This window comes from Nocardiopsis gilva YIM 90087, assembly GCF_002263495.1.
In the GTDB taxonomy this organism is placed as follows: domain Bacteria; phylum Actinomycetota; class Actinomycetes; order Streptosporangiales; family Streptosporangiaceae; genus Nocardiopsis_C; species Nocardiopsis_C gilva.
In genome coordinates, this window is sequence record NZ_CP022753.1 from 4,125,672 (window position 1) to 4,150,999 (window position 25,328).

Annotated in this window: 22 protein-coding genes; 9 read left to right on the top strand and 13 right to left on the bottom strand. The window is 70.4% G+C overall.

Features of this window, described 5'->3' with window-relative positions; genetic code table 11:
- The first annotated feature begins 612 nt into the window (after nt 1-612).
- Complete coding sequence (locus CDO52_RS18630) at nt 613-2,721, top strand: hypothetical protein (protein ID WP_094932577.1); 2,109 nt, start codon at nt 613-615, stop codon at nt 2,719-2,721.
- Nucleotides 2,722-2,879: 158 nt separating this feature from the next.
- Here the strand turns inward: CDO52_RS18630 and CDO52_RS18635 are convergent, their stop codons facing one another.
- The 8 genes from CDO52_RS18635 to CDO52_RS18670 form a co-directional block, all read right to left on the bottom strand.
- Nucleotides 2,880-3,248 (bottom strand): metal-sulfur cluster assembly factor, encoded by a 369-nt coding sequence (locus CDO52_RS18635; RefSeq protein WP_017618115.1) that lies wholly within the window; start codon nt 3,246-3,248, stop codon nt 2,880-2,882.
- Entirely contained in the window at nt 3,245-3,727 is a 483-nt protein-coding gene (sufU, locus tag CDO52_RS18640; protein ID WP_017618114.1) for a Fe-S cluster assembly sulfur transfer protein SufU, read from the bottom strand. The genes CDO52_RS18635 and sufU overlap by 4 nt, the downstream gene beginning before the upstream one ends.
- Before the next feature lie 20 nt (nt 3,728-3,747).
- A complete protein-coding gene (locus tag CDO52_RS18645; RefSeq protein WP_017618113.1) occupies nt 3,748-5,037 on the bottom strand; it encodes a cysteine desulfurase in 1,290 nt (429 codons plus the stop codon).
- Nucleotides 5,038-5,039: 2 nt separating this feature from the next.
- Nucleotides 5,040-5,801, bottom strand: a complete 762-nt coding sequence (gene sufC, locus CDO52_RS18650) for a Fe-S cluster assembly ATPase SufC (RefSeq protein WP_017618112.1) — start codon at nt 5,799-5,801, stop codon at nt 5,040-5,042.
- A 13-nt stretch (nt 5,802-5,814) separates the two neighbouring features.
- Entirely contained in the window at nt 5,815-6,144 is a 330-nt protein-coding gene (locus tag CDO52_RS18655) for a non-heme iron oxygenase ferredoxin subunit (RefSeq protein ID WP_017618111.1), read from the bottom strand.
- Nucleotides 6,137-7,312, bottom strand: coding sequence for a Fe-S cluster assembly protein SufD (sufD, locus tag CDO52_RS18660; protein ID WP_017618110.1), 1,176 nt, complete (start codon nt 7,310-7,312; stop codon nt 6,137-6,139). Before sufD ends, CDO52_RS18655 begins: the two co-directional genes overlap by 8 nt.
- Nucleotide 7,313: 1 nt before the next feature.
- Entirely contained in the window at nt 7,314-8,726 is a 1,413-nt protein-coding gene (sufB, locus tag CDO52_RS18665) for a Fe-S cluster assembly protein SufB (RefSeq protein WP_017618109.1), read from the bottom strand.
- 67 nt (nt 8,727-8,793) lie between these two features.
- A complete protein-coding gene (locus tag CDO52_RS18670; RefSeq protein WP_051060697.1) occupies nt 8,794-9,537 on the bottom strand; it encodes a helix-turn-helix transcriptional regulator in 744 nt (247 codons plus the stop codon).
- 402 nt (nt 9,538-9,939) lie between these two features.
- On the opposite strand from CDO52_RS18670, the gene CDO52_RS18675 reads away from it, so the two are divergent.
- Together CDO52_RS18675 and CDO52_RS18680 are read left to right on the top strand one after the other, a co-directional pair.
- Nucleotides 9,940-10,917: an ABC transporter ATP-binding protein gene (locus tag CDO52_RS18675; RefSeq protein ID WP_017618107.1), complete on the top strand. Its 978-nt coding sequence runs from the start codon at nt 9,940-9,942 to the stop codon at nt 10,915-10,917.
- Nucleotides 10,914-11,711: an ABC transporter permease gene (locus CDO52_RS18680; protein ID WP_017618106.1), complete on the top strand. Its 798-nt coding sequence runs from the start codon at nt 10,914-10,916 to the stop codon at nt 11,709-11,711. The genes CDO52_RS18675 and CDO52_RS18680 overlap by 4 nt, the downstream gene beginning before the upstream one ends.
- Nucleotides 11,712-11,729: 18 nt before the next feature.
- Here the strand turns inward: CDO52_RS18680 and CDO52_RS18685 are convergent, their stop codons facing one another.
- Nucleotides 11,730-11,990 carry a hypothetical protein gene (locus CDO52_RS18685; protein ID WP_198345758.1) on the bottom strand — a complete coding sequence of 87 codons (261 nt, stop codon included), beginning with the start codon at nt 11,988-11,990 and terminating at the stop codon, nt 11,730-11,732.
- A gap of 145 nt (nt 11,991-12,135) precedes the next feature.
- On the opposite strand from CDO52_RS18685, the gene CDO52_RS18690 reads away from it, so the two are divergent.
- Together CDO52_RS18690 and CDO52_RS18695 are read left to right on the top strand one after the other, a co-directional pair.
- Nucleotides 12,136-12,513, top strand: coding sequence for a hypothetical protein (locus CDO52_RS18690; RefSeq protein WP_017618104.1), 378 nt, complete (start codon nt 12,136-12,138; stop codon nt 12,511-12,513).
- A 69-nt stretch (nt 12,514-12,582) separates the two neighbouring features.
- Nucleotides 12,583-13,128, top strand: a complete 546-nt coding sequence (locus tag CDO52_RS18695) for a hypothetical protein (RefSeq protein WP_026125689.1) — start codon at nt 12,583-12,585, stop codon at nt 13,126-13,128.
- Nucleotides 13,129-13,143: 15 nt separating this feature from the next.
- Here CDO52_RS18695 and CDO52_RS18700 read toward each other — a convergent pair whose 3' ends face one another.
- Both CDO52_RS18700 and CDO52_RS18705 read right to left on the bottom strand, forming a co-directional pair.
- Nucleotides 13,144-14,364, bottom strand: coding sequence for an arginine deiminase (locus CDO52_RS18700; protein ID WP_017618103.1), 1,221 nt, complete (start codon nt 14,362-14,364; stop codon nt 13,144-13,146).
- A 271-nt stretch (nt 14,365-14,635) separates the two neighbouring features.
- A complete protein-coding gene (locus CDO52_RS18705) occupies nt 14,636-16,075 on the bottom strand; it encodes an APC family permease (RefSeq protein WP_017618102.1) in 1,440 nt (479 codons plus the stop codon).
- 408 nt (nt 16,076-16,483) lie between these two features.
- Here CDO52_RS18705 and CDO52_RS18710 point away from each other — a divergent pair, with 408 nt between their 5' ends.
- Together CDO52_RS18710 and CDO52_RS18715 are read left to right on the top strand one after the other, a co-directional pair.
- Nucleotides 16,484-17,437: an EamA family transporter gene (locus CDO52_RS18710; RefSeq protein ID WP_094932855.1), complete on the top strand. Its 954-nt coding sequence runs from the start codon at nt 16,484-16,486 to the stop codon at nt 17,435-17,437.
- Nucleotides 17,438-17,545: 108 nt separating this feature from the next.
- Nucleotides 17,546-18,619 (top strand): COX15/CtaA family protein, encoded by a 1,074-nt coding sequence (locus CDO52_RS18715; protein WP_017618100.1) that lies wholly within the window; start codon nt 17,546-17,548, stop codon nt 18,617-18,619.
- Here CDO52_RS18715 and CDO52_RS18720 read toward each other — a convergent pair.
- Nucleotides 18,558-19,949, bottom strand: a complete 1,392-nt coding sequence (locus CDO52_RS18720; RefSeq protein WP_017618099.1) for a PrsW family intramembrane metalloprotease — start codon at nt 19,947-19,949, stop codon at nt 18,558-18,560. The genes CDO52_RS18715 and CDO52_RS18720 overlap by 62 nt on opposite strands.
- 151 nt (nt 19,950-20,100) lie before the next feature.
- Nucleotides 20,101-21,081 (bottom strand): heme o synthase, encoded by a 981-nt coding sequence (locus CDO52_RS18725; protein WP_017618098.1) that lies wholly within the window; start codon nt 21,079-21,081, stop codon nt 20,101-20,103.
- Between the two features lie 626 nt (nt 21,082-21,707).
- Here CDO52_RS18725 and tkt point away from each other — a divergent pair.
- Complete coding sequence (tkt, locus tag CDO52_RS18730; RefSeq protein ID WP_394340762.1) at nt 21,708-23,855, top strand: transketolase; 2,148 nt, start codon at nt 21,708-21,710, stop codon at nt 23,853-23,855.
- Nucleotides 23,856-23,995: 140 nt separating this feature from the next.
- Complete coding sequence (gene tal / locus CDO52_RS18735; protein WP_094932579.1) at nt 23,996-25,102, top strand: transaldolase; 1,107 nt, start codon at nt 23,996-23,998, stop codon at nt 25,100-25,102.
- The last annotated feature ends 226 nt before the right edge of the window (nt 25,103-25,328 follow it).

Consider the following 25,328-nt stretch of genomic DNA (forward strand, 5'->3'; position numbering starts at 1 on the left):
GCGGCTCGACCCCGTGCGTGCGGCACGCCGGGCCGCATGGACGCGCACGGATACATCGTGGACGTGGCCTGCGGGAGCCCTCTTCGCACCGACCGCGAGCGGACGCCACTGGGGATAGGGCGGCGTGCGCGACCAGCATACCGCCGCCTCCCATCACGCGCCGGTGGACGACCCGCTCTGCGACCTCGCGCGACGCCGAGCGGGCCGGTCCGCGGCACCGCACCGGCCGGATATCACATGAGGCGTCACCCCCGCCAGACGGAGTCCTGGCCACCCCCGGCCACACAGTGTGATCTATATTACAATTCGGACGAGTCGGAAGTGCCAGTTCGGCGCCGCCCACCCGTGGAGCGCACACCGCGCAGCCGCATGCGACCTCCCCAGGGGCGCCAATCCGGCACTGGGGACTACCCAGGAGACATCGACCCACGTACGATCACCGGGAAGTGCGCACTGCGACGCCGTCGTCGCTTCGGGCAACCATTGGGGGGACTGAGGCGACTCTGTCCGCCACCCCGGCCGAGGGCGCGTAATGTGGAGCACTAGCCGAATGCCCGTGCGGTCCCCTTCATGTTCACGAGCCGACAGCCTGGAGGTCGAGGTCTTCCGCAGATGAACGCCATCTCCCCGATCTGCCTCACCGACCTCGCGCCCGCCCTGCGCTGGAGCAACCCCGCGGACGTCTCCCCTGTGCTGCGACATGCCCGGCTGGTCGACGGATGGTGGCGGTCCCTTCCCCTCCCCCGTGTCCTGGACATCGCCGGCCCCACCTGGCTGTCGCACTGCCTGGCCAGGCTCGCCACCGAACAGTGGGCCTACCTGGAGCTCGGCGACTTCCTGCCGACCCTGCGGGAGTGCCCCCTCGATATCGACGACATCGCCGAGCCCGTGCGCGGCGCCGTCCTGGCCACTGCCGGCAGCTGGGACCAACTGGTGTCGTCCACGCCGGAGACCATGGCCGGGTGGTTCCCGCACGGCGACTGCGGCATCGTCGACGTCGTCAGTACCGTCTCCTGGCAGGCCCTGCAGCCATTCACCGACGGCGCCGCCCGCACCCCGGCCCCGTCGCCCGCGCTGGTGATCGAGGCCGTACGCGCCATCAGCAACTGGATGCCCGCCGCGGCGCCCGAGCACGTGCACAACGCCCTCTCCTACCTCGCGCTGGCCACCGGGGCCGACTGCGCGGGCGATCCCGCCGCCGCACCGGACCACGACGCGCCGCAGAGCCCCGCCTCGCGCGCGATCCGCACGCTGCGGGCGCTGCGCGCCCAACGCAGCGAGGAGGAGTCCAAGAAGAGCGTCGCCGAGCAGCCCGCCCAGACCGCGGCGTCCCTGTCCGGAAAGCTCGCCAAGCGCCGCAACGCTCTGCTGGGGCGCGACGGTTCGCGCCGCCCCACCCTCAACCCGCCCAAGGAAGCGTGCGAGACGGGCCCGGACAGCGGCCACGGCACCCCGGAACTCGGCACGCACCCCCTGGTCGACCTGCTGGAAGACCTCTTCCGCGGCTGGGGCGACCTGGAGCGTACGGTCGCCGCCGAGCGCCTGTTCGCCGCCGACCCGGTCAGCATCCGGCTGCTGGCCGACCAGGTCCGTGTCGAGATCGCCGAGATCCGCAACGCCCAGCGCAGCGTCGAGGAGCGGCTGCTGCAGTGGCTGGGCTCCCCGGCGGGGGCTCCCGTCACCAAGCACCTGCGCGACCTGTCGGAGAAGCTCGGCACCGCCACCACCATCGACCACCTGATCAGCGCGCACCCGGACCACCCGGCGGAGGTCCCCACACTGCGCACGCCACTGTGGCGGGTCGTCATCACCCTGTTCACCGACCGTCGCCTGCACAACGGCTGGTTGGTCACCGAGGACCCGCAGCGGCTGCGCTGGCAGACGCGGGAGATGCTGGGCGACGCCCCCAGCCTGACCGAGGCCGGCATCCGGCTCGGCCGCCTGGGCATCCGGCAGCAGTCGCTGCGCGCGTGGCTGCTCAGCACGCCCGGTGTGACCATCCGCGACGGCCAGGTCCTGGTGGACCCCGCCACGCCGATGGAGCCGCCGCCGCAGGCCGCGGGCGGCCACGCGGGGATGCACCAGGCGGGCGACGGGTCGACGACCACCAATGGGCTGCCGATCCGGCGCCGCCCGGGACAGCCGCACGCCGAGGAGCGCCCCGCGGCCGAGGCGGAGCCGCTGCCCGGTGTCGAGACCTCGCCGCGCTGCTTCCGCGCGCCCGACGGCCGATGGTGGCACCGGGTCGACGTCACCGGCGACCACCTCAACGGTGCGCCGGTAACGGTACCGCCCGGCTACGCCACCCACCTCGGCCTGCGGCCGGGACGCCTGCTGTGCCTGACCGCGCCCGGTGCGGACCTGCTCGTGCTTGTGTGGCGCGACCAGCCCGCGTTCGACTCGCTGCGCCCGCTGCTGCGCCGCCTGTCGGCCCAGCCCGGTGACCGGGTCTTCATGACCGTCAACGGCGACCGGCTGGACGCCCGGCGGCTCCCGGCCGCCGATCTCAGCGACCACACCCCCACGAGCCGGGCGCTGCACCTGATCGGCTACACGGCCCCGGCCACGACCGAGGATGCGATGAAGATCATCGCGCACCGGATCAGCCCGGAGGGCGACGAGGTTCCGGCCGAGCCGCAGGCCCTGCTGGAGCGGCTCGCCAAGCGCGGCGACGACGACATCGTCAGCGAGCTGGGGCCGGGCCTGTACGCCGTGAACTAGTCGGCCTTCCGACCGTGGAAGGCCGGTGGATCTTCGGTACGGGGTGTGCGGACGGGCCGAACCACCGCACGTCACCGTGATAGACGCGTAAGGGGCGAGCGCGAACGCGCTCGCCCCTTACGGCTATCGCTTGCTCCGACCGCCCTGGCCGGGAGAGGTCAGACGTTGAATCCCAGCATGCGCAGCTGGTCGCGGCCGTCCTCGGTGATCTTGTCCGGACCCCACGGCGGCATCCAGACCCAGTTGATCTTGACCTCACGCTCGAACTCGTCCAGCGCGCTGGTGGCCTGGTCCTCGATGACGTCGGTCAGCGGGCAGGCCGCGCTGGTCAGCGTCATGTCGAGGGTAATGGCCTCCTTGTCGACGTTGACGCCGTAGAGCAGCCCGAGGTCGACGACGTTGACACCCAGTTCGGGGTCAATGACGTCCTTGAGCGCCTCGGCGATCTCCTCGGCCAGCGCCGCGTCACCGGTGTCCGTGCTCTGCTCCGGGGCCGCCACGGCCTCGGCCGACTGGTTCTCCGTCATGAGGCGCCCTCCTTCTCCTTGTCCAGGGACTGGGCGGTCGCGTCCTTCCACGCCATCCAGGCGAGCAGGGCGCACTTGATACGGGCAGGATATTGGGACACACCGGCGAAGGCCACCGCGTCCTCCAGGACGTCCTCGTCGGGCTCGCCCTGGCCCTTGGAGTGCATCAGCTCGTTGAAGGCGTCGAGCGTCCGCATGCCCTCGTCGACCGTCTTTCCGATCAGCAGGTCGGTCAGGACCGAGGCACTGGCCTGGCTGATCGAGCACCCCATGCTGTCGTAGGAGACGTCGCTGACGACGGCGCTCCCGTCGAGCGCGCGACCATCGGCCGGGGTGAGTGTCACCCGCAGCGTCACCTCGTCACCGCAGGTGGGGTTGATGTGGTGCGCCTCGCCGTTGTGCGGGTCGCGCAGCCCCTTGTTGTGCGGATTGCGGTAGTGGTCCAGGATGATCTCCTGGTACATCGCGTCCAAACGCATCGCTGTCGCTATCCTCACCCTCACCGCGCCTCGGCGGTCCCGAAGAACCGCTGAGCCGCCTGAATGCCTTCGACCAGCGCGTCGATGTCAGCGAACGTGTTGTACAGGTAGAACGAGGCCCGGGTGGTGGCCACCGTCTCGAACCGGCGGTGCAGCGGCCACGCGCAGTGGTGCCCGACGCGGACCGCGAGCCCCTGGTCGTCCAGGACCTGGCCGACGTCGTGCGGGTGGATGTCATCCACCGTGAACGAGAGCGCGCCGCCGCGCTGGTCGCTGTCCATCGGCCCGACGATCCTCACGCCGTCGAGCGCGCCGATGTGCTTGAGCGCGTACTCGGTGAGCGCATGCTCGTGGGCGAACACCTTCTCCATCCCGATGGCGCTCAGGTAGTCGCACGCGGCGGCCAGGCCGACGGCCTGGGGCGACATCGGCACCCCGGCCTCGAAGCGCTGCGGCGGCTCGGCCCAGGTGGAGTGGTCCATGTACACGACGCCGATCATCGAACCGCCGGTGATGAACGGCGGCATCGCGGCGAGCAGCTCCGGCCGCCCCCACAGCACACCGATGCCGTTGGGGCCGAGCATCTTGTGGCCCGAGAACACCAGGAAGTCGGCGCCGAGCTCGCGGACGTCGACCGGCATGTGCGGCACCGACTGGGCAGCGTCGACCACGACCAGCGCGCCGACCTCGTGCGCCCGGTCTGCGACGGTCCGCACGGGGTTGATGGTGCCCAGCACGTTGGACTGGTGGGTGAGGGCCACGATCTTGGTGCGCTCATTGACCAGCTCGTCCATGGCGGACAGGTCGAGGCGGCCCTCGTCGGTGACCGAGAACCAGCGCAGCGTCGCACCGGTGCGCTGACACAGCTGCTGCCAGGGCACCAGGTTGGCGTGGTGCTCCATCTCGGTGACGACGACCTCGTCGCCCGGGCCGATGCGGAAGCGGTCGTAGGCCTCTCCGCTGGTGGCCGCATTGCTCATGGCGTAGGCGACGAGGTTGACCGCCTCGGTGGCGTTCTTGGTGAACACCACTTCGTCGGACTGGGCCCCGATGAAGGCCGCGATGGTCGCCCGCGCGGCCTCATAGGCGTCGGTGGCCTCCTCCGCGAGCTGGTGCGCGCCTCGGTGCACCGCCGCGTTGTGGCGTTCGTAGAACTCGCGTTCGGCATCGAGGACCTGCCGGGGCTTCTGCGAGGTCGCCCCGGAATCGAGATACACCAGTGGGCGCTCGGCGCGGACCGTCCGGGCGAGGATCGGGAAATCCGCCCGGATGGCCTCCACGTCGAGCAGCGCCAGCTCGCTCGTTGTCACGATTAAGCGCCCGCCTTCACGAACCGCTCGTAGCCATCGGACTCCAGGGCGTCGGCCAGCTCCGGACCGCCCGACTCGGCGATCCGGCCGTCGGCGAAGACGTGCACGAAGTCCGGCTTCACGTAGTTGAGGATCCGGGTGTAGTGGGTGATCAGCATGACCCCCATCTCGTGGTTCTCCTTGGCGCGGTTGATGCCCTTGGAGACGACCTTCAGGGCGTCGACGTCGAGGCCGGAGTCGGTCTCGTCGAGGATGGCCATCTTCGGCTTGAGCAGCTCCAGCTGGAGGATCTCGTGGCGCTTCTTCTCACCGCCGGAGAAGCCCTCGTTGACGCCGCGGGCGGCGAAGGACGAGTCGATGGACAGGTCCGACATCACGCCCTGCAGCTCCTTGGAGAAGGCGCGGAGCTTCGGGGCCTCGCCGCGCACGGACGTGACCGAGCTGCGCAGGAAGTTGGACATCGAGACGCCCGGGACCTCGACGGGGTACTGCATGGCGAGGAACAGTCCGGCGCGGGCGCGCTCGTCGACGCTCATCTCCAGCACGTTCTCGCCGTCGAGGAGGACCTCGCCGGCCGTGATCTCGTACTTCGGGTGGCCGGCGATGGCGTAGGCCAGGGTGGACTTGCCGGAGCCGTTGGGGCCCATGATCGCGTGCGTCTCACCGGAGTTGATGGTGAGGTCGACGCCCTTGAGGATCTCTTCGCGCTCTTCGGCGCCGATGAGGACATCGGCGCGCACCCCGCGGAGTTCGAACTTCGTCATGTGTGAATCAGCCTCAGGAATTCTTCGTGTCCAGCGAGACGAGCACGTCATCGCCATCGATCTTGACTGCGTACGTGGGGACCGGCTGCGTCGCCGGCGGGTTGATCGGCTTGCCCGACGAGAGCTCGAAGCACGAACCGTGCAGCCAGCACTCGATCGCGCCGTCCTCGACCTCTCCCTCGGACAGGTTCACCTCGGCGTGCGAGCAGATGTCGCTGATCGCGAACACCTCGCCCTCGCTGCGGACGACGGCCACCGGAGTGTCGCCGACCTCCACGCCGAGCGCCCCCTCCTCGGGGATGTCGTTCAGCGAGCAGACCTTGGTGAAACCGTCGTTACTCATGCCGGGCCAGCTTCTCCTCGACCTCGTCCATGATCCGGTCGCGCAGCTCCGGGATCTCGATCGTGTTGATCAGCTCGGCGAAGTAGCCGCGGATGACCAGGCGGCGCGCCTCGTCCTCCGGGATACCGCGCGACTGGAGGTAGAACAGGTGGATGTCGTCCAGGCGGCCGCTGGCACTGGCGTGCCCGGCGCCCTCGACCTCACCGGTGAAGATCTCCAGGTTGGGGACGGAGTCGATCCGGGTGCCGTCGGTGAGGGCGAGGTTGCGGTTGTGCTCGTAGGAGTCCGTGCCCTCGGTGCCCTCGCCGATGATGACGTCACCGATCCACACGCCGTGCGCGCCCTCGCCGCTGAGCGCGCCCCGGTAATTGACGCGGCTGCGGGTGTTGGACACGTTGTGGTCGATGAGCGAGCGGTGCTCGTGGTGCTGGTTGTCGCCGGTGAAGTACAGGCCGTGCAGCTCGGCGTCGCCCCCGCGGCCGGTGTAGCCGACCTTCGGGGAGAGCCGGACCAGGTCGCCGCCGAGGGTGATCACGTGGCTCTTGAAGCGGGCGTCGCGGCCGACCTTGGTGTACTGGTGGGCGACGTGGACCGCGTCGGTGTCCCAGTCCTGCAGGCTGATCACCGTGAGCTTGGCGCCGTCGTCGACGATGAACTCGACGTTGTCGGCGTAGACCGCGGAGCCGGCGTACTCCAGGACGACGGTGGCCGAGGCGTGGCGCTCGACGTGCACCAGCACGTGGCCGTAGGCGTCGCCCTGCTCGGCGCCGGTGGTCGTGATGAAGACCGGCTCGGAGACCGCGGTCTCCTTGGGCACGGTGACGACCGTGGCGCCGTGGAACTTGTCGAAGTCGCGGTAGGCCAGGGCGCTCACGCGGTCGGTGGGCAGGAACGAGGTCCCCAGGCGGGGGTCGTCGGAGCCGACACCGGTCTCGACGGTGACCTCGGCGGGCGCACGCGTCTCGACCTTGACGACACCGTCGCTGATGTCCCGGCCGTCGTGCAGACCGCGCAGGCGGCGCATCGGGGTGAAGCGCCACTCCTCCTCGCGGCCGGTGGGCACGGGGAACGCGTCGACGTCGAACGAGCCGTGCACGTCGAGTTTGGAGATCGGAAGCTCCACGTCGCCGTGGGAGTGTTCCTTGATTCCGAGATTCGGGCTGGCCAACTTAACCAACCGCTCCTTCCATCTGCAGCTCGATCAGCCGGTTCAGTTCCAGCGCGTACTCCATGGGAAGCTCGCGCGCGATGGGCTCGACGAACCCGCGCACGATCATCGCCATGGCCTCGTCCTCGTCCAGGCCCCGGCTCATCAGGTAGAAGAGCTGGTCCTCGCTGACCTTGGAGACGGTCGCCTCGTGGCCGAGCTCGGTGTCGTCCTCGCGGATGTCGTTGTACGGGTAGGTGTCGGAGCGGCTGACGGTGTCGATCAGCAGCGCGTCACACTTGACCGTGGACTTGGCGCGCTCGGCGCCCTCCTGCACCTGCACCAGGCCGCGGTAGGACGCGCGGCCACCCGCGCGGGCCACCGACTTGGAGATGATGGTCGAGGAGGTGTTCGGCGCGCAGTGCACCATCTTGGAGCCGGTGTCCTGGTGCTGGCCTTCGCCCGCGAAGGCGATGGACAGGGTCTCGCCCTTGGCGTGCTCGCCCATCAGGTAGACGGCCGGGTACTTCATGGTCACCTGGGAGCCGATGTTGCCGTCGACCCACTCCATGGTGGCGCCCTCGTAGGCGACGGCGCGCTTGGTCACCAGGTTGAAGACGTTGTTCGACCAGTTCTGGATGGTCGTGTACCGGCAGCGCGCGTTCTTCTTGACGATGATCTCGACGACCGCGGAGTGCAGCGAGTCGGTCTTGTAGATCGGTGCGGTGCAGCCCTCGACGTAGTGGACGTAGGCGCCCTCGTCGACGATGATCAGGGTCCGCTCGAACTGGCCCATGTTCTCGGTGTTGATCCGGAAGTAGGCCTGCAGCGGGATCTCGACGTGCACGTTCTTGGGCACGTAGATGAAGGAGCCGCCGCTCCACACCGCCGTGTTCAGCGCGGCGAACTTGTTGTCGCCGGACGGGATGACGGTGCCGAAGTACTCCTCGAAGATCTCGGGGTACTCCTTGAGCGCCGTGTCGGTGTCGAGGAAGAGGACGCCCTGCTCCTCCAGGTCCTCGCGGATCTGGTGGTAGACGACCTCGGACTCGTACTGCGCGGCGACGCCGGCGACCAGGCGCTGCTTCTCGGCCTCGGGGATGCCGAGCTTGTCATAGGTGTTCTTGATGTCCTCGGGCAGGTCCTCCCAGGAAGCGGCCTGCTGCTCCGTGGACCGGACGAAGTACTTGATGTTGTCGAAGTCGATCCCCGAAAGGTCGGCACCCCAGGAGGGCATCGGCTTCTTGTCGAAGAGCTTCAGCGACTTGAGCCGACGCTTCAGCATCCATTCCGGCTCATCCTTCTTGGCCGAAATGTCGCGGACGACCTCTTCGTTCAGGCCGCGCCGAGCCGAGGCTCCGGCCTCGTCACGGTCGGCCCAGCCGTACTCGTAGGTTCCGAGCCCCTCGAGCTCGGGGTGCGCGATAGACGTCATTACGCGGATCCTCCTGGACTCAGACGTCCTTCATCTAGCATTGCTGGCAATTCCGCCCTGGCCTGCTTCACCGGGGTTCGGGCGGGTCCTCTCGGGCGATGTCGCGGGGGGTGACGTGTGTGGTGCACACGCCGTCGCCGTGGGCGATGGTCGCGAGCCGCCGCACCGGCGTCCCCAGCAGCCGGGCGAAGGCCTCGACCTCGGCCTCGCACAGTTCAGGGAACTCCGCCGCGACGTGCGCCACCGGGCAGTGGTGCTGGCACAGCTGCTCGCCGCCGCCGGGCGCCGGGGCCTCACCCGCCGTCGCCGCGTAGCCGTCGTTGGACAGCGCCTCGGCGAGCAGCCGGACCCGTTGCTGCGGGGGTACGGATTCGAGCAGCGGCCGATACCGGCGCTCCAGATCGGCGACCTGGCGCCGGGCGAACTCGGTGACGGCCTCGGGTCCCGCCGTCTCGGCGAGAAAACGCAGGGCGCTGGAGGCCAGGTCATCGTATCCGTGCACGAACGCATCACGGCCGGCTTCGGTGATGGCGAAGACACGGGCCGGACGGCCCCGACCGCGGCGCCCGTGCGGACGGGCATCGCGGGCCTCAACCATTCCCTCATCCATCAAGTTGTCAAGGTGGCGGCGGATGGCCGCCGGTGTCAGTCCGAGGCGCTCCCCCAGCGTGGACGCCGTGATCGGACCGTGTTCCAAGATGAGCCGTGCGACCCGCGCGCGGGTACCGGTCTCGGCCCCCCGCTCGGGACCGACGGGCACCCGGGGCGCGCCGGAATCGACGCTCCCGTCTGCTCGTCGTGTGCTGCTCATGTTTTTCACAACATCAGTGTGGCGTAAATCAGTCCCGGCGGGCAACCGGCATTTCATGCACTTGCTCACGCAGGCAAGCCTTGCCTAACAGGCATTTCTCCACGCACACCCCTGCGACCTCCGTCTGCGCAGCCGGAGTCGCGCACCGAAATTCTCGAAACCCGATACGGCGCGTCCACAATGCGAGACAGCAATGAGGGCGTGAAAACGTGCGGCACCACAGGTGACGACCATGCGAGGGCGGCGGATATTCCCGCCGACCCACCCCGACTTATCGCGGCGCGCGATCGCGCGCCGACGCGGCGGCGGTTGCCGACACCGCCGCGGGAGATACTCCCAGGCCCTTGCCAAAAGGACGGGGGTGTGCAAGGAGGCCGCAGAGCGGCCGTAGACTCTCAGTTCATGAGCACAGCCGCGGTCGAGGTCTCCGACTTGGTCAAGAGCTATGGCGACACCACCGCCGTGGCGGGCCTGTCGTTCACCGCACCCCGCGGCGCGGTGACCGCGCTGCTGGGCCCCAACGGGGCGGGCAAGACAAGCACCATCGAGATCTGCGAGGGGTTTCGGTCAGCCGATTCCGGCCGGGTCCGAGTGCTGGGCCTCGACCCCGTGGCCGACGCGGCCGCGCTCAAGCCCAAGGTCGGCGTGATGCTGCAGTCCGGCGGTGTCCCCACCGGGGCCCGCGCCGGGGAGTGGCTGCGCCTGGTGGCGTCGTTCCATGCCCGACCCGTCCCACCCGACACGCTCCTGGAGCGGCTCGGCCTGCTCTCGGTCGCCACGACGCCCTTCCGCCGCCTGTCGGGCGGACAGCAGCAGCGGCTGTCCCTGGCCGCCGCCGTCATCGGCCGCCCCGAGCTCGTCTTCCTCGACGAGCCGACCGCCGGGCTCGACCCGCAGGCGCGCATGGCCACCTGGGACCTCATCGGCGAGCTGCGCGCCGCCGGGGTCGGCGTCGTGCTCACCACGCACTACATGGACGAGGCCGAACGCCTCGCCGACCGTGTGGTGATCATCGACCACGGCCGCGTGGTGGCCGACGGCACCACCGACGACCTCACCGACACCCGCCAGGAGCTGCGCTTCGCGGCGAAGGGCGGGCTCGACACCGACAGCCTGCTCGCGGCGCTGCCGCCCGCGAGCCGGATCGAGGTGCGGTCCGATGAAACCTCCAGCGACCGGTCCGGGCGGGGCCACGAGGACGACGCGGTCCGCTACGTCATCACCACAGCCGCCGCGGACGACATCGGCCCCGAGTTCGTGGCCACGGTCACCACCTGGTGCGCCGCCAACGGCGTCCTCCCCCAGGACCTGCGTGTGCAGCGGCGTACCCTCGAAGACGTCTTCCTCCATCTCACCGGCCGGGACCTCCGCGAGACATGAGCAGCAACTCCGTCCAGAACTCCCCGACGACGTTCGCCCCCGCGCCGGGGGCGGCGCCGATGCACCGCATGGTGCGCACGCAGGCCGCCATGGAGCTGCGCATCCTGCTGCGCAACGGCGAGCAGCTGCTGCTCACCATGGTCATCCCGGTGCTGCTGCTGGTCGGGTTCAGCCTCACCTCGGTCCTCGACATCGGCGCGGGCTCGCGCGTCGACTTCCTCGCCCCCGGCATCCTCGCCCTGGCCGTGATGTCCACGGCCTTCACCGGACAGGCCATCGGCACCGGCTTCGAGCGGCGCTACGGCGTCCTGAAGCGGCTCGGAGCGACCCCGCTGTCGCGGTTCGGCCTGATCGCGGCCAAGACCCTTGCCGTGGTCGCCGTGGAGGCCCTGCAGATCGCGGTGATCTGCGGCGTCGCCCTCGCCCTGGGCTGGTCGCCTCACGGCGGAGTCGTCGGCGCGCTGTACGCCGCCCTGCTCATCGTGCTGGCCACCGCCGCGTTCAGCTCGCTGGCCCTGCTGATGGCCGGAACTCTCCGCGCCGAGGCCACCCTGGCCGCCGCCAACCTGGTCTACGTGGTGCTGCTGGGGCTGGGCGGCGTCATCTTCTCGATCGACCGCTTCCCCTCGGCCGTGCAGCCGGCGCTGGAGGCGCTGCCGATCACGGCACTGGCCTCCGGCCTCCGCTCCGTCCTGACCGAGGGCGCGTCCCCCGCGGTGCTCCCCATCATCGTGCTGGCCGCCTGGGCGGCCATCGGCGCGGCACTGGCCGCCCGCTTCTTCCGCTGGGAGTAGGCCGCTGAGGTAGTCCCGTCAGCAGATCGTCGGCCCCTTGTCATCGGGCAGCAGCCCGGCCTCCCGCATGAACTGTCGCGCTCGCTGCCGAGACTCTTCCGACAGCGGCCCGTGTTCGGCCTCGTAGGCGGCGATAAGCTCGCGCGACGACTCTTCGACCTGTTGACGCCAAGCGGCCGCGCGCAGCTTCTCCTGGAACGCGTCCTTCGCCCACGACGACACCGATTGTCCGCTTTCCTTGGCAGCGGCCCTGACCAGGTCCGCGACTTCGTCAGGCACTGAGACCGACAACCTGCGTACCGCCATGTGGGTACCGTACGGCCCGGCCGGGACCTCCCCCACTGTTTTTCGAAACTCCCCGGACAATCGGCCGTGCCCGGGTCGCACGTGCTCCGGTGCCCAGGCGGCTCGGTAGGGTCGCCCCGTGGAATTCATCGGCGTGCCCTGGTTCGTGGTGGTGCGACACCTGGGACCACCCCTCCTGCTCCTCGCTGTCGGGGCCGTCGTAGTGCTGCGTCGCCGCCCCTCCCGACCCAGGTTGGTGTGGGCTGCGCTCACGGTGAACCTCATGGCCGCAGCGCTGCCCTTCGCGTGGGTCCTGGTGCAGGCCCTCACCGGCCACACGAGCGAGACGGTCGTCGGGCTGATCATGACCCTGCTGCAGCCGGCTGTCGGGATCGCGGCGTGGCTGCTGCTCTTGGCAGCCCTCCCGCGTCGCGGCGCCCCGGACCCGGTGCGGTCGGCACGACCCGCCCGGGTTCTCTCCGGTCGGGCGGAGGAGTCCGCCGCGGCCCGGCGCTGACCCCGCGAGGTCGGCGGCACCATCTCCCCCTCTCCCCTCACTTCCCTCGATCGGACGCAAGGTGGTCACATGTTCGGCGCAGACCTGACAGAACTGTTCAATCTCGTCATCTGGAATATCCCGGAAGTGCTGATCGGCGCGATCGGCGCGATCTTCGCCCTGGTCAAAAGCACGAAGTCGCGCGGGCTCGTCGTCACCGCGATGGCGCTGCTCGCGATCAGCGGGGTCCTCGGCATGGTCTGGCAGGCCGCGATCGTCCCGTCGCTCAGCTACGACGCGTTCGCCGGTGTCGCGCTGGCCTATGGCGTCGTGAACCGGATCCTCACCGTCGCCATCTGGGTGCTCTGCCTGATGGCGATCTTCCGTCGTTCCCCCGAGCAGACCCCCGCCGTGCCGGGCCCCGCCTTCGGTACCGGGCCGCAGCCCGGATACGCGCCCGCTCCGAGCCGACCCGCGCCGCACGGCTACGGCGCTCCCTGGCCGGGCCACCAGCCGCCGCCCGGTGGTGCCCAGCCGTACCCGGGCGTCCAGCCGCAGCCGGGGGTACAGCCTCACCCCGGCCCCGCGCAGCCGCCCGCTCCCGGCGGGCCGGAGCGGCCGAACCCGGGGGCCTGACGCCGTCGCGCCTACTCAGGCGTCGCGCTCGATCGGGCAGGTCATGCAGTGTGGCCCGCCCCTCCCCCGGCCGAGTTCGCTGCCGCCGATGGTGATGACCTCGATGCCGTTCTTGCGCAGGTAGGTATTGGAGGTCATGTTGCGCTCGTAGGCGATCACCACCCCGGGCTCCACGGCGAAGACGTTGCAGCCGTCGTCCCACTGTTCGCGTTCCGTGGAGAACACATCCTGGGTGGGCGTGAGCACCGTGATGTCGTCGAGGCCGGCGGCGTGCGCGATCGCGCGGTGCATGTCCTCCGGTGGGTGGTCGGTGACCTTGAGCTCCTTCTCGTTGTCGCCCGGCTCGATGGTGTAGGACGGCAACATGCCCAGGCCCGCGTACTTGGTGAACACCCCGTAGTCCACGTTGGTCATCACGGTGTCGAGGTGCATCACCGCGCGGGCCTTCGGCATCCACAGTCCGAGGATCCGGTCGGCGCCGCCGCGGGCGAAGAGTTCGTGGGCGAGCAGCTCCACGGCCTGGGGCCGGGTCCGCTCGCTCAGCCCGATCAGGACCGCGCGGTTGCCGATGGGCATGACGTCGCCGCCCTCGATGGTCGCCGGAGCCCACGCCCGGCCGGGGTTCCAGACCTCGAAGTCGGCCCCGGTGAACATCGGATGCCAGGCGTAGACCGCCTCGTAGTGGATGGTCTCGCGGCGCCGCGCCTTCTTGCGCATCGGGTTGATGGAGACCCCGTTGTACAGCCAGCAGGACGTGTCGCGGGTGAAGATGTGGTTGGGCAGCGGGGTGAAGACGAAGTCGTCCATGCCGAGGGTGTGGAACCAGACCGATCTGGGTTCGGTCATGTGCTGGAGCAGTTCGCGCTTGGTGATGCCGCCGATGAGGAAGCGGCGCAGGGTCTCAGCGTCCATCGCGTCGAAGGCGGTACGGATGGCGTCGACCGCCATCGGCCCGAAGAAGCGGTCGTCCAGGACGCTGCCGAGGATGTAGGCACGGGCCTCCGGGATCTCCAGGACGTCCTGGAGCAGCCGGTGGAAGTAGTGGACCCGGATGCCCCGGTCGTACAGCTGCTCGACGAAGGCGTCGTGCTCCTCCTGGGCGCGCCGAACCCACAGGACATCGTCGAAGAGCAGCTCGTCGTTGTTCGATGGGGTGAGCCGTTTGAGTTCTAGATCCGGGCGGTGAACGACCACCTGGCGGAGCCGCCCCACCTCCGACGCGACCGAAAACCCCATGGTCCCTCGGTTTCTCTCGCGAATTCGCAACGCCGGAAACATTCCCCGCGTGCCCTTCGCGAACCCCGGTGGGAGCGGCGCGACACCGGTCCCACCGGGGCGCAGCCGAGGTGACGCGGGTCAGGGCCTCAAGGAAGCGGCTACGCCGCGCTCACGATCCTCGCTCACTCCACCGCCGAAGCAATCGGGCCTTCGGCCGTGGCGGCATCGGCGCCTACGTTCACTCGCTCGCGTTCGCGACAGCGCCTCCCTCCGCGCTCACGCTCCTCGCTCACTCCACCGCCGAAGCAATCGGGCCTTCGGCCGTGGCGGCATCGGCGCCTACGTTCACTCGCTCGCGTTCGCGTCGGGCCTTCACCACCGTGTAGATCGGCACCCCCAGCAGCATGATGATCATGCCCTGGAAGGTCGCCTCGGCCCCCGCTCCGATCACCATCCACAGGGAGAAGAGCAGGGCCAGCGCAGCCAGGACCGCGTCCACTGCGAGGCGGGCGCGGCTCACCGGGCGGGCGCCGGTGGCCAGCCAGTACAGCTGGGCGCAGGCGGAGAAGAAGTAGGGCACCACCGAGGTGAAGGTGGCCAGCAGGACGATCGAGCGGAACGCGTCGGCCGCGCCGTAGAAGTTGCCGATGATGACCAGGGAGGCCATGACGGCTCCGGCGATGACGCCCGTGTGCGGCACGCCGCGGCGGTTCACGCGGTCCAGGAACCGGGGGAACAGGCCGTCGCGCGCGGCGGCCATGGGCATCTCGGCGACGACCATCATCCAGCCGTTCATCGCGCCCAGCCCGGAGACGACCGCCATGAGGGCCACGGCCGAGCCCCAGAAGGCGCCGCCGAACATGGTGTCGGCGGCCAGGGCGAACGGCGCCCGGGAGTCGGCCAGCTCGTGGCTCGGAACGACGCCCATCATCGACACCAGGCACAGCAGGTACACGGCGGAGCAGGCGAGCGTCCCGATGACCGTGGCGCGGCCGACGTTGCGCCGGGGGTCGCGCACCTTCTCGGCGGCGATGGAGGCGCTTTCCACGCCCGAGTAGACGAACAGCAGGACGGCACCGGCCATCGAGACCGCGGTCAGCAGCGACCCCTCGGTGGCGTTGAACGGCCCGTAGTTGGCGGGGTCGATGAAGAACAGGCCGATGACCGACACCAGCACCAGCGGCACGAACTTGGCGATGGTGCTGATCACCTGGATGGCGCCCATGACGCGCACGCCCAGCAGGTTGATCATCGCCGGGACCCACACACCGGCGAGGGCGATGGCGGCCCGCCCCTCGGTCGACTCCCAGCCCAGGAAGTGGTTGGCGTAGCCGGTCCAGGCCACCGCGATCCCGGCGATCCCGGCCCACGTGGTGATCCAGAACGACCAGGCGATCCAGAACCCGGTGAAGTCGCCGAAGGCGGCGCGGGCGTAGGCGTAGGGCCCGCCGGGCGCGGGCAGCCGCGCCGCGAGGCGGCCGAAGACGGCGGCGAGCGCCACCGCACCGACGGACACCAGCGCGAACGCCACCAGGCTGACCATGCCGAAGCCGGCCATTTCGGCCGGGAGCAGGAAGATGCCGATGCCGACGATGTTGCCCATGACCAGAGCGGTCGCCATGGGCAGCCCGAGAGCGCCGCGGCCGTTCCCGCGCTCGCCTTCGCCCGCGCCCCTGCGGGCGGCGTGTTCCTCCTGCTGCGGCGCCCGTTCCGCCTGCGTTACAGCCACAGTGGCATCCGTTTCCGTTGCGGGCGCGACGGCGCCCGTGCCGACAGGTCGATGGTGTGACCGGGCGGACGCTTCCCAGCCCGCTCCGACGGATCCTCCGTCGGTATCGGCCCGCGCCCGCTGGGCGGTTCGCGGCCGTCCCGTACCGCGCAGGTCAGGCGCGGGAGGTGCGGTGAGGGCGGCTCCAGGCGCGCCCGGGAGAATCCGTCGGGTCCGGGCCGTGCGGCCGGTCCCCGCGTGCGGTGGCGGACCCCGGTTGAAGGCCCTTCACGGCACTTGGACACGGTAAGGGTCGCTGACCTGCACTCGCGCCAATGAGAGCCGTTCAACGGCGTGAGGTGCCCCACGTCATTCGTAGGATGGTGGGTCGTGAGTGCCAACACAGCGGTGAATGATCCCGGGGGCGCCCTGTGGGGCCGACTTCCACGCGCCGGAGCCCTGCTCCGTGCGGCCGGCGACGCCGTCCCGCCGGCGGGGCTGGTCCTGATCGGCATCCTGTCCGTGCAAGCGGGCGCGGGGATCGCCAAGAACCTGTTCGCCGTCCTGCCGCCGAGCACGGTGGTGTGGCTGCGGCTGCTCACCTCGGCCGTCCTGCTGACGGTGCTGGCCCGGCCCGCGCTGCGCGGACGGACCCGGGCCGACTGGCTGGTCGTCCTCGGCTTCGGGGTGGCGCTGGCCGGGATGAACTGGGCGATCTACCAGGCCATCGCGCGTATCCCGATGGGGATCGCGGTCACCGTCGAGTTCCTCGGCCCGCTCACCCTCGCCATCATCGGCTCGCGGCGCGCACTGGACCTCGTGTGGGTGGTGCTGGCCGGGACGGGCGTCGTGCTGCTCGGCCGCGGCGACGGCGCCATCGACCTCGCGGGTGTTGGCTTCGCCCTGCTCGCGGCCACGGCGTGGGCGTGCTACATCCTGCTCAGCGCCGCGACCGGGCGCCGGTTCTCCGGAACCTCCGGACTGGCGATCGCGAGCCTGGTGGGCGTGGTGCTGCTCTCGCCCGCCGCGGTGGCCGCGGGCGGCACGGCGCTGCTGGACCCGCGCCTGCTGCTGTTCGGTCTGGCGGTGGGGGTGCTGTCGTCGGTGGTGCCCTACTCGCTGGAGATGCAGGCCCTGCGCCGCATGCCGCCGCGGGTCTTCGGCATCCTGATGAGCCTGCAACCGGCCGCCGCCGCGCTGATCGGGCTGGTGCTGCTCGGCGAACTGCTGTCGGTGTGGCAGTGGATCGCCGTGGCCTGCGTGGTCGGCGCCAGCGCGGGTGCCACCCGCACGCGGCGCCCGCGCCCCGATCCCGACGCGCGGGGGAACACCAAGCGACGGGACACGGTGCCCCGACCTGCCGACGACGATCCCGCCCCCTAGAGGGACCGCGGGGGAGCCGAAGACGCCCGCGTCGACCCCGTGACACCGCCGAGGGCCTGGAGTCGCCCCTGACGAGCACGACCGCCGTCATCTACTACAGTTCGTCGTATGATTGGTGACCCCGGTCCGGCCGCGCTCGCGACGGACGCTATCGAAATCCTCTCCGTCCCGCTGTGGGCCTGGCAGGTCGCGTTCACTGTCGCCGGTGTCATTGCGCTGGCGCTGCTCGCGCGCACCATCTGGAACTCCACGACGCGCACGCTGCGCTGGTGGGCCCTGGGGAACATCGTCGTCAACGCGGGCATCGCCGTCACCGGCGCGACGGTACGGGTGACCTCGTCCGGTCTGGGCTGCTCGGAGTGGCCCAAGTGCACCGAGGACAGCTTCGTCCCCATCGCTACCGACCACTCGGCGATCAACGCCGCCATCGAGTTCGGCAACCGCCAACTGACCTTCCTGGTGATGGCGGTCGGCCTGATCGTGCTCGTCGCTTGCCTTCGCATGCGCCCGCGCCGCCGCGACCTGACGCGCATGGCGGCGATCATCCCCGTCGGAGTCCTCGGCCAGGGCGTGGTCGGCGGCATCACGGTGTGGAGCAAGCTGCACCCCGCCTCGGTGGCCGCGCACTTCCTGCTCTCCACCCTCGTTGTCATCCTGACGGTGGCCTTTTACGTGCGCTGCCGCGAGCCGCAGGGCGAGCTGCGCGTGACCGTCGCCCCCGCCGCACGCCACCTGGCCACGGCGCTCGTCGTGCTCGGTTTCGTGCTGCTGGTCGCCGGAACCGTGGTCACCGGGAACGGCCCCCACGGCGGCGACGCCGAGGCCCCCCGCTGGGGCTTCGACATGGTCCTGGTCGCCCGGATCCACTCCGCCCTGGCCTGGTGCACGCTCATCGGTGCGGTCGCCATGGCGGTGCTGCTGGCGCGGAGCGAGGCACCCCGCACGGCGCGGACGCAGTCGTGGCTGCTCATCGCCGTGATCCTCGGCCAGGGTCTGATCGGCTACACCCAGTACCTGCTGGGCCTGCCCGAGGGGCTCGTGGTGCTGCACGTGCTCGGGTCGGCGCTGACCTGGATCGCGATCCTGCGGCTCTACTTCGCCACGGCCGAGCGCGTGGCCGTCAGCGCCCCGGGTACGGCCCCCCGGGACCCTGCGGTCCCTGCGGCGGCCAACCTCCGCTAGGCGGGGTGCCCGGCCCCTGGCTCCCGTGGCCCTGCTGGGGATGGCCACCGCCGGGCTGCCGCCGGGGGGCGGATCGCTGCTCGCGCTGGCCCTGGGCACCGGCGATGACGTGGGCGAAGTCGGCGCGCTTGAGGAATCCGGAGTCGGTCGGGTTGGCGGCCCAGCCCGGGGCGACCGGCTGCTGGACCCGGCCGAGGAACGCCTCGCGCGCCACGTGCATCAGCGCCAGGAAGGAGTCGCGGCGCCCCTCCCAGTGGGGGCGGGCCACCCCGCGGTCCAGGCGCTGGTGGAGGAGGGCGAGCTCGGTGGCGGCGAGCTGGTAGTCCTTCATCGCCTGCCGCCCGCGCTGCCCGGCGTTGCGCTGCGCCCACAGGCGCGCCCCGCGGCGGCCCTTCATCGAGCTGAGCATCCGGATGTCGGCGGGGGTGACCAGACCGGTGGAGGTGTAGGTGGGCAGGTAGTGGGAGATCGCGGCGACCTGGTTGCGCCGGTCCTGCACGGCGATCACCACGATCCCCAGCAGCACGAAGAAGAGCACGAGGTAGGCGGCCCCCAGCCCGACCCAGCCGAAGAACGTCGAGCCGTTCCACAGCGCGTGCAGCAGCACCGCGGCGACCCAGCCCGCCACGGGGGCCAGGAAGCGCAGCGCTCCCCGGTTCATCGCGGCATAGGCGACGCCGATGCCGATCATCGAGGTGTAGAGCGGGTGCCCGAACGGCGCGACCAGGCCGCGCAGCACGAAGGTGAAGACCAGGCCGAAGAAGCCCTCGGCAAAGAACGAGCTGAGGAAGTACAGCACGTTCTCGGTGAAGGCGAAGCCGGTGGCGACCATGGCGGCATACGTGACGCCGTCGGTAAAGGAGTCGATCTCGTGGCGGCGCCGCCACAGCAGCAGGAGCAGCACGATGCCCTTGGCGCTCTCCTCGACGAGCGGGGCGCCGACGGCCGTGCTCAGCATGTGGCCGAGGTCGGCGCCGAACACGGGGACGGCGATCTCCTCCATGCCCAGGGTGTTGAGGATGAACGAGACGACGACCGCGACGCCCGCACCCCACAGGAACGCGAACACCAGCACCGGCCCGGGTTCCGGTTCCAGCCGGTCCAGCAGGAGGATCAGCGGGATGAGGATGGCGACCGGGATGACGGCGGCGAGCACGCTCAGCAGGAACCCGAGAATGCCGTGGACGCCACCCTGGGCCAGCCCCGAAAGGAGCAGGTAGCCGATCATCCCCAGCGTGCACAGGGTGCCGACGATGATGCCGATGGTCAGGCTGGTGGATCGGCCGGGCTTGCGCCCCTGGAGGATGGCCTTGGTGTCAAGTGCGGGCATGGCCCCAGATGGTAACGGGTCCGGGGCTGCTCAGGGCCCGTCCGCGCCGGTCGAATGCGGGTCAGAGGGGCCGGGGCCGACGCGACCGCGGCGTCACCCGCCCTCGGGGGCGCGCCGGGGACCAGGGCCGTGCGGGCGCCGAGTTCGCAGGTCAGGGCAGGATGCCCACCAGCAGCGGGTCGATGGTGACGGCGCAGAACAGCAGGGCCAGGTAGGCGTTGGAGAGGTGGAAGAAGCCCATCGTCTGCAGCTTCACCCCGGTGACCCCGGCGTTGACCTTGGCGAGGAGGCGGTGCGCCTGCACCAGCAGCAGCGCGCCGAGGACGGCCGCCACCAGAGGGTAGACCAGCGTGGTCCCGGCGACCGGCCACAGCAGGAGGGACACCAGGACGGTGGCCCAGCTGTAGGCCACGCACTCCAGCATGACCCGGCGGTCCCCGGCGACCACCGGCAGCATCGGGACCTTGGCCGCGGCGTAGTCCTCGCGGTAGCGCATGGCCAGCGCCCAGGTGTGCGGCGGTGTCCAGAAGAAGACGACCAGGAACAGGACGAACGGGGCCCAGTCGAGCCGCTCTGTTATGGCCGACCATCCGATGAGCACCGGCATGCAGCCGGCGATACCGCCCCACACGACGTTCTGCGCGGTACGCCGCTTCAGCAGCATCGTGTAGACGAAGATGTAGAAGGCGATCGCGAACAGCGACAGCGCCGCCGACAGCCAGTTCACGACGACCGCGAAGCCGATGGTCGAGCCAGCGGCCAGCACCAGCCCGTAGATCATGGCGCCGCGCGGGGTGACCTGGTCCATGGCGACCGGGCGGCGGCGGGTGCGCCGCATCTCCTGGTCGATGTCGCGGTCGATGTAGCAGTTGATGGCGTTCGCGCTCGCCGCCGACATGGTGCCGAACAGCAGGGTCGCGACCGCGGTCCACAGCGGGGGTACGCCTCCGGCCGCGACGAACATCACCGGGATGGTGGTGATGAGCAGCAGCTCGATGACGCGGGGCTTGGACAGCGCGACATAGGCGCGGACGTAGTCCCCGAAGGAGGGGGCGCGGCGGGACGCGCCTGCGGGGGTCGTGTCGGCGGCCGTCTCGGACGCGTCGCGCGGGGGTCGGTTCATCAGTGCCATGAGTGCCGCCGTGTTCCCGGCCGCGCGGGGGCCGCTTCGTCGGGGATGACGACGGGGATGATCCGTCCTACGGACAAAGACACACTGAACCTCAAAGAAATCAGGGATCTACACTGCTCGCCACAGCGGGGATCCAGGTCACTCCAGACGCCAGGTCAAGGTGCCGTAGGCCCCGTCAACGACATACTGTAGTACTTCCTGCGGCGCTTCTTTGACCGGGGTTCGTCCCGCCCCGGCGCCTTCGCTCCGCCGCGTCCGCCCTTGCCCGAGTATGCGGCAGCGCGCGCCCTCCTGCTGCCACCCGGTCGGCGTCGGCCGTGGTCCGCAGCTTTCCATATCCCGAGCCGGAACGCCCGGCACGCCACGCTTTCGGCGCTGTGGCGGCGCTCAGTTGTGGGGGCATAAGCTCATTTGTGACATCCCGGACAAGCGCGGCGGCCACTTGGGCGGTAAGCTCGCAGTTGGTCACACCTGCCGCGTCCTCCGGGGTACGCGGACGCGCCGTCATGACTCGGCCGCCGCGCCGTGCCAGTTCTTCTGTGCGCGCGGATCGCACGGCAGATCACCATAAAGATGGACAACCTCACATTCACGGTCCCCGGCCGAGGTGTCCGGGTATCGGCTGGATGCGTGAAAGGAGCCCTGAAGCCCGCGTGAACATCGACACTTCCCAAGCCCTTGACTGGTCGGACCTCGACCGGCGTGCCGTCGATGTGGTCCGTGCCCTGGCAATGGACGCGGTCGAGGAGGCGGGCTCCGGCCATCCGGGGACCGCGATGAGCCTCGCTCCAGCGGCCTACCTGCTCTTCCAGAAGATCATGCGGCACGACCCGAGCGAGCCGTCCTGGGTGGGCCGCGACCGCTTCGTCCTGTCCTGCGGCCACTCCAGCCTGACCCTCTACATCCAGCTGTTCCTGGCCGGGTACGGGCTGAGCCTGGACGACATCAAGCGGCTGCGCCAGTGGGACAGCCTCACCCCGGGCCACCCCGAGTTCGGGCACACCGCGGGCGTGGAGACGACCACCGGCCCCCTGGGCCAGGGCATCGGGAACGCCGTGGGCATGGCCATGGCGGCGCGGCGCGAGCGCGGCCTGTTCGACCCCGAGACCGCGCCCGGCGAGAGCCCCTTCGACCACTTCATCTACGCCATCTGTTCCGACGGCGACGTCCAGGAGGGCGTCAGCCACGAGGCCAGCGCGCTCGCCGGCACGCAGAAGCTGGGCAACCTCATCCTCCTGTGGGACGACAACCACATCTCCATCGAGGACGACACCCAGATCGCGTTCTCCGAGGACGTGGCCGCGCGCTACGCCGCCTACGGCTGGCACGTCCAGGAGGTCGACTGGACCGCCAACGGCTCCTACGCCGAGGACGTCGAGGCGCTGCACCGCGCGATCCTGGCCGCCCAGGCCGAGACCGAGCGCCCCTCTTTCATCAAGCTGCGCACCATCATCGGCTGGCCCGCGCCCACCAAGCAGAACACCGGCGCCGCCCACGGTGCCGCCCTGGGCGAGGCCGAGATCGTCGAGACCAAAAAGGTGCTGGGGCTCGACCCCGAGGTCTCCTTCGACGTCCCCGAGGAGGTGCTGGCCCACACCCGCAAGGCCGTCGACCGCGGCCGCGCCGCGCGCACGGCGTGGGAGGAGGCCTTCGAGGGCTGGCGCCGCCAGGTCGGCGAGCGCGCCGAGCTCTTCGACCGGCTGGCCGCGGGCAAGCTGCCCGACGGCTGGGAGGACGCGCTCCCCGTCTTCGAGGCCAGTGAGAAGGGCATGGCCACCCGCAAGGCCAGCGGTGAGGTCCTCAACGCCATCGCGCCGGTGCTTCCGGAGCTGTGGGGCGGCTCCGCCGACCTCGCCGGGTCCAACAACACCACGCCCAAGGGCGAGCCCTCCTTCATCCCGGAGGAGTACTCCACCCGGGCGTTCTCCGGCAACCGGTTCGGCCGCGTGCTGCACTTCGGCATCCGCGAGCACGGCATGGGCTCGATCCTCAACGGCATGGCCCTGCACGGCCCCACCCGCCCCTACGGCGGCACCTTCCTGGTGTTCAGCGACTACATGCGCCCGGCGGTCCGGCTCGCCGCGCTGATGAAGCTGCCGGTCACCTACGTGTGGACGCACGACTCCATCGGCCTGGGCGAGGACGGCCCCACCCACCAGCCGGTCGAGCACCTGTGGTCGCTGCGCGCCATTCCCGGCCTGGACGTGGTCCGGCCGGCCGACGCCAACGAGACCGCCGTGGCCTGGCGCACCATCATGTGCAACGGCGACCGCCCGGTCGCGCTCGCGCTGACCCGGCAGAACGTCCCCACCCTTGACCGCTCCGAGCTGGGCGACGCCGAGGACACCGCCAAGGGCGGCTACATCCTCGCCGAGGCGTCCGACGGCAAGCCCGCGGCGATCATCATCGCCACCGGCAGCGAGGTCGCCATCGCGCTGGAGGGCCGCGAGCGCCTGGAGGCCTCCGGCACCCCCACCCGCGTGGTGTCCATGCCGAGCGTCGAGTGGTTCACCGAGCAGGACGACGCCTACCGCCAGCACGTGCTGCCCCCGTCGGTGCGCGCCCGCGTCGCGGTCGAGGCCGGCATCGGCATGGGCTGGCGCGAGTTCATCGGCGACGCCGGCGAGACGGTGAGCCTGGAGCACTTCGGCGCCTCCGCCCCGTACCAGACGCTCTACGAGCAGTTCGGGCTCACCCCGGACCGCGTCGTCGCCGCGGTGCACGCCAGCATCGCCAAGCTCGGCGGCGAGCGGGGAACGACAACCGGAAACTGAGTGTTATACGGAGGGTCCTATTCACCGCACCGGAAGGACCCTCCACTGCGTGTCGGGCGCCGCACCACGACGGCGCCCCGCCAGGAAAGGGCGCCCGGGGACACGGCCCGGTGCCCGACGAGTGAAGAGGCGAAGAGTACATGACGAATCCGCTGCAGAAACTGTCCGGAGAGGGCGTCGCCGTCTGGCTGGACGACATCAGCCGCGAGCGGCTCAGCTCCGGAAACCTCCAGGAGCTGACCGACACCCGCAGCGTCGTCGGCGTGACCTCCAACCCGACGATCTTCGAAAAGGCGCTCAAGGAGGGTGACGCCTACGACGCGCAGCTGCACGACCTCGCTGTGCGCGGCGTCTCGGTGGACGAGGCGGTCCGCTTCATCACCGGCTACGACATCCGCTGGGCGGCCGACGTCCTGCGCCCGCTGTACGAGTCCACCGACCGCACCGGCGGCCGGGTCTCGCTGGAGGTCGACCCCCGGCTGGCCCGCGACACCGAGCGCACGGTCTCCGAGGCGCGCGCACTGTGGTGGATGGTGGACCGCCCCAACCTGATGATCAAGATTCCGGCCACCGTCGAGGGCCTCCCGGCGATCACCGCGGCGCTGGCGGAGGGCATCAGCGTCAACGTCACGCTGATCTTCTCCCTGGAGCGCTACCGGGCCGTGATGGACGCGTTCCTGGCCGGCCTGGAGAAGGCGAAGGAGAACGGGCACGACCTGGCCCGCATCCAGTCGGTCGCGTCGTTCTTCGTCAGCCGCGTCGACACCGAGGTCGACAAGCGCCTCGCCGCGATCGGCACGGACGCCGCCAAGGAGCTGCGCGGCCGCGCCGCCCTGGCCAACGCGCGCCTGGCCTACGAGGCCTACGAGGAGGTCTTCGGCTCGCAGCGGTGGAAGGCCCTGGAGGCGGTCGGTGCCCAGCCGCAGCGTCCGCTGTGGGCGTCCACCGGCGTCAAGGACCCGTCCTACGCCGACACGGTCTACGTCACCGAGCTGGTGGCGCCCGGCACCGTGAACACGATGCCCGAGGCCACCATGGAGGCCACCGCCGACCACGGCGAGATCACCGGCGACACCGTCCGCGACGGCTATGACCAGGCCCGCGCCGACCTGGCGGCCCTGGCCGAGGTCGGTATCGACATGGACGACGTCGTCAGGCTCCTGGAGGACGAGGGCGTCGTGAAGTTCGAGAAGTCCTGGAAGGAGCTGCTGGCCATGGTCGCCAGCCGCCTGGGGTCCGCCGGCTGATCCCACGAGCCGATCCCGCGAGCCGATCCCGCGATTGGCACCGCATCGGAGGGTCCCCCGCGTGTTCTCCTGACAGGGACCCTCCGAGCGGCGGACGATTCCACCAGGAACCGCCGGCGACGAAGTACAACGAAGCAACCGAGACGACGCGGACCGCGGCCAGCGTCGACCAGCGCGCCGCGGCCCCTCGGGGCCTCGGCGGCACACCACCACACGGGGAGTTTCC

Bases quoted from the DNA above. Each gene is read 5' to 3' on its own strand.
- CDO52_RS18630 (WP_094932577.1), top strand. From the start codon at position 613: ATGAACGCCATCTCCCCGATCTGCCTCACCGACCTCGCGCCCGCCCTG.
- CDO52_RS18635 (WP_017618115.1), bottom strand. From the start codon at position 3,248: ATGACGGAGAACCAGTCGGCCGAGGCCGTGGCGGCCCCGGAGCAGAGC.
- sufU (WP_017618114.1), bottom strand. From the start codon at position 3,727: ATGCGTTTGGACGCGATGTACCAGGAGATCATCCTGGACCACTACCGC.
- sufC (WP_017618112.1), bottom strand. From the start codon at position 5,801: ATGACGAAGTTCGAACTCCGCGGGGTGCGCGCCGATGTCCTCATCGGC.
- CDO52_RS18655 (WP_017618111.1), bottom strand. From the start codon at position 6,144: ATGAGTAACGACGGTTTCACCAAGGTCTGCTCGCTGAACGACATCCCC.
- sufB (WP_017618109.1), bottom strand. From the start codon at position 8,726: ATGACGTCTATCGCGCACCCCGAGCTCGAGGGGCTCGGAACCTACGAG.
- CDO52_RS18670 (WP_051060697.1), bottom strand. From the start codon at position 9,537: ATGAGCAGCACACGACGAGCAGACGGGAGCGTCGATTCCGGCGCGCCC.
- CDO52_RS18675 (WP_017618107.1), top strand. From the start codon at position 9,940: ATGAGCACAGCCGCGGTCGAGGTCTCCGACTTGGTCAAGAGCTATGGC.
- CDO52_RS18680 (WP_017618106.1), top strand. From the start codon at position 10,914: ATGAGCAGCAACTCCGTCCAGAACTCCCCGACGACGTTCGCCCCCGCG.
- CDO52_RS18695 (WP_026125689.1), top strand. From the start codon at position 12,583: ATGTTCGGCGCAGACCTGACAGAACTGTTCAATCTCGTCATCTGGAAT.
- CDO52_RS18700 (WP_017618103.1), bottom strand. From the start codon at position 14,364: ATGGGGTTTTCGGTCGCGTCGGAGGTGGGGCGGCTCCGCCAGGTGGTC.
- CDO52_RS18715 (WP_017618100.1), top strand. From the start codon at position 17,546: ATGATTGGTGACCCCGGTCCGGCCGCGCTCGCGACGGACGCTATCGAA.
- CDO52_RS18720 (WP_017618099.1), bottom strand. From the start codon at position 19,949: ATGCCCGCACTTGACACCAAGGCCATCCTCCAGGGGCGCAAGCCCGGC.
- CDO52_RS18725 (WP_017618098.1), bottom strand. From the start codon at position 21,081: ATGGCACTGATGAACCGACCCCCGCGCGACGCGTCCGAGACGGCCGCC.
- tkt (WP_394340762.1), top strand. From the start codon at position 21,708: ATGCGTGAAAGGAGCCCTGAAGCCCGCGTGAACATCGACACTTCCCAA.
- tal (WP_094932579.1), top strand. From the start codon at position 23,996: ATGACGAATCCGCTGCAGAAACTGTCCGGAGAGGGCGTCGCCGTCTGG.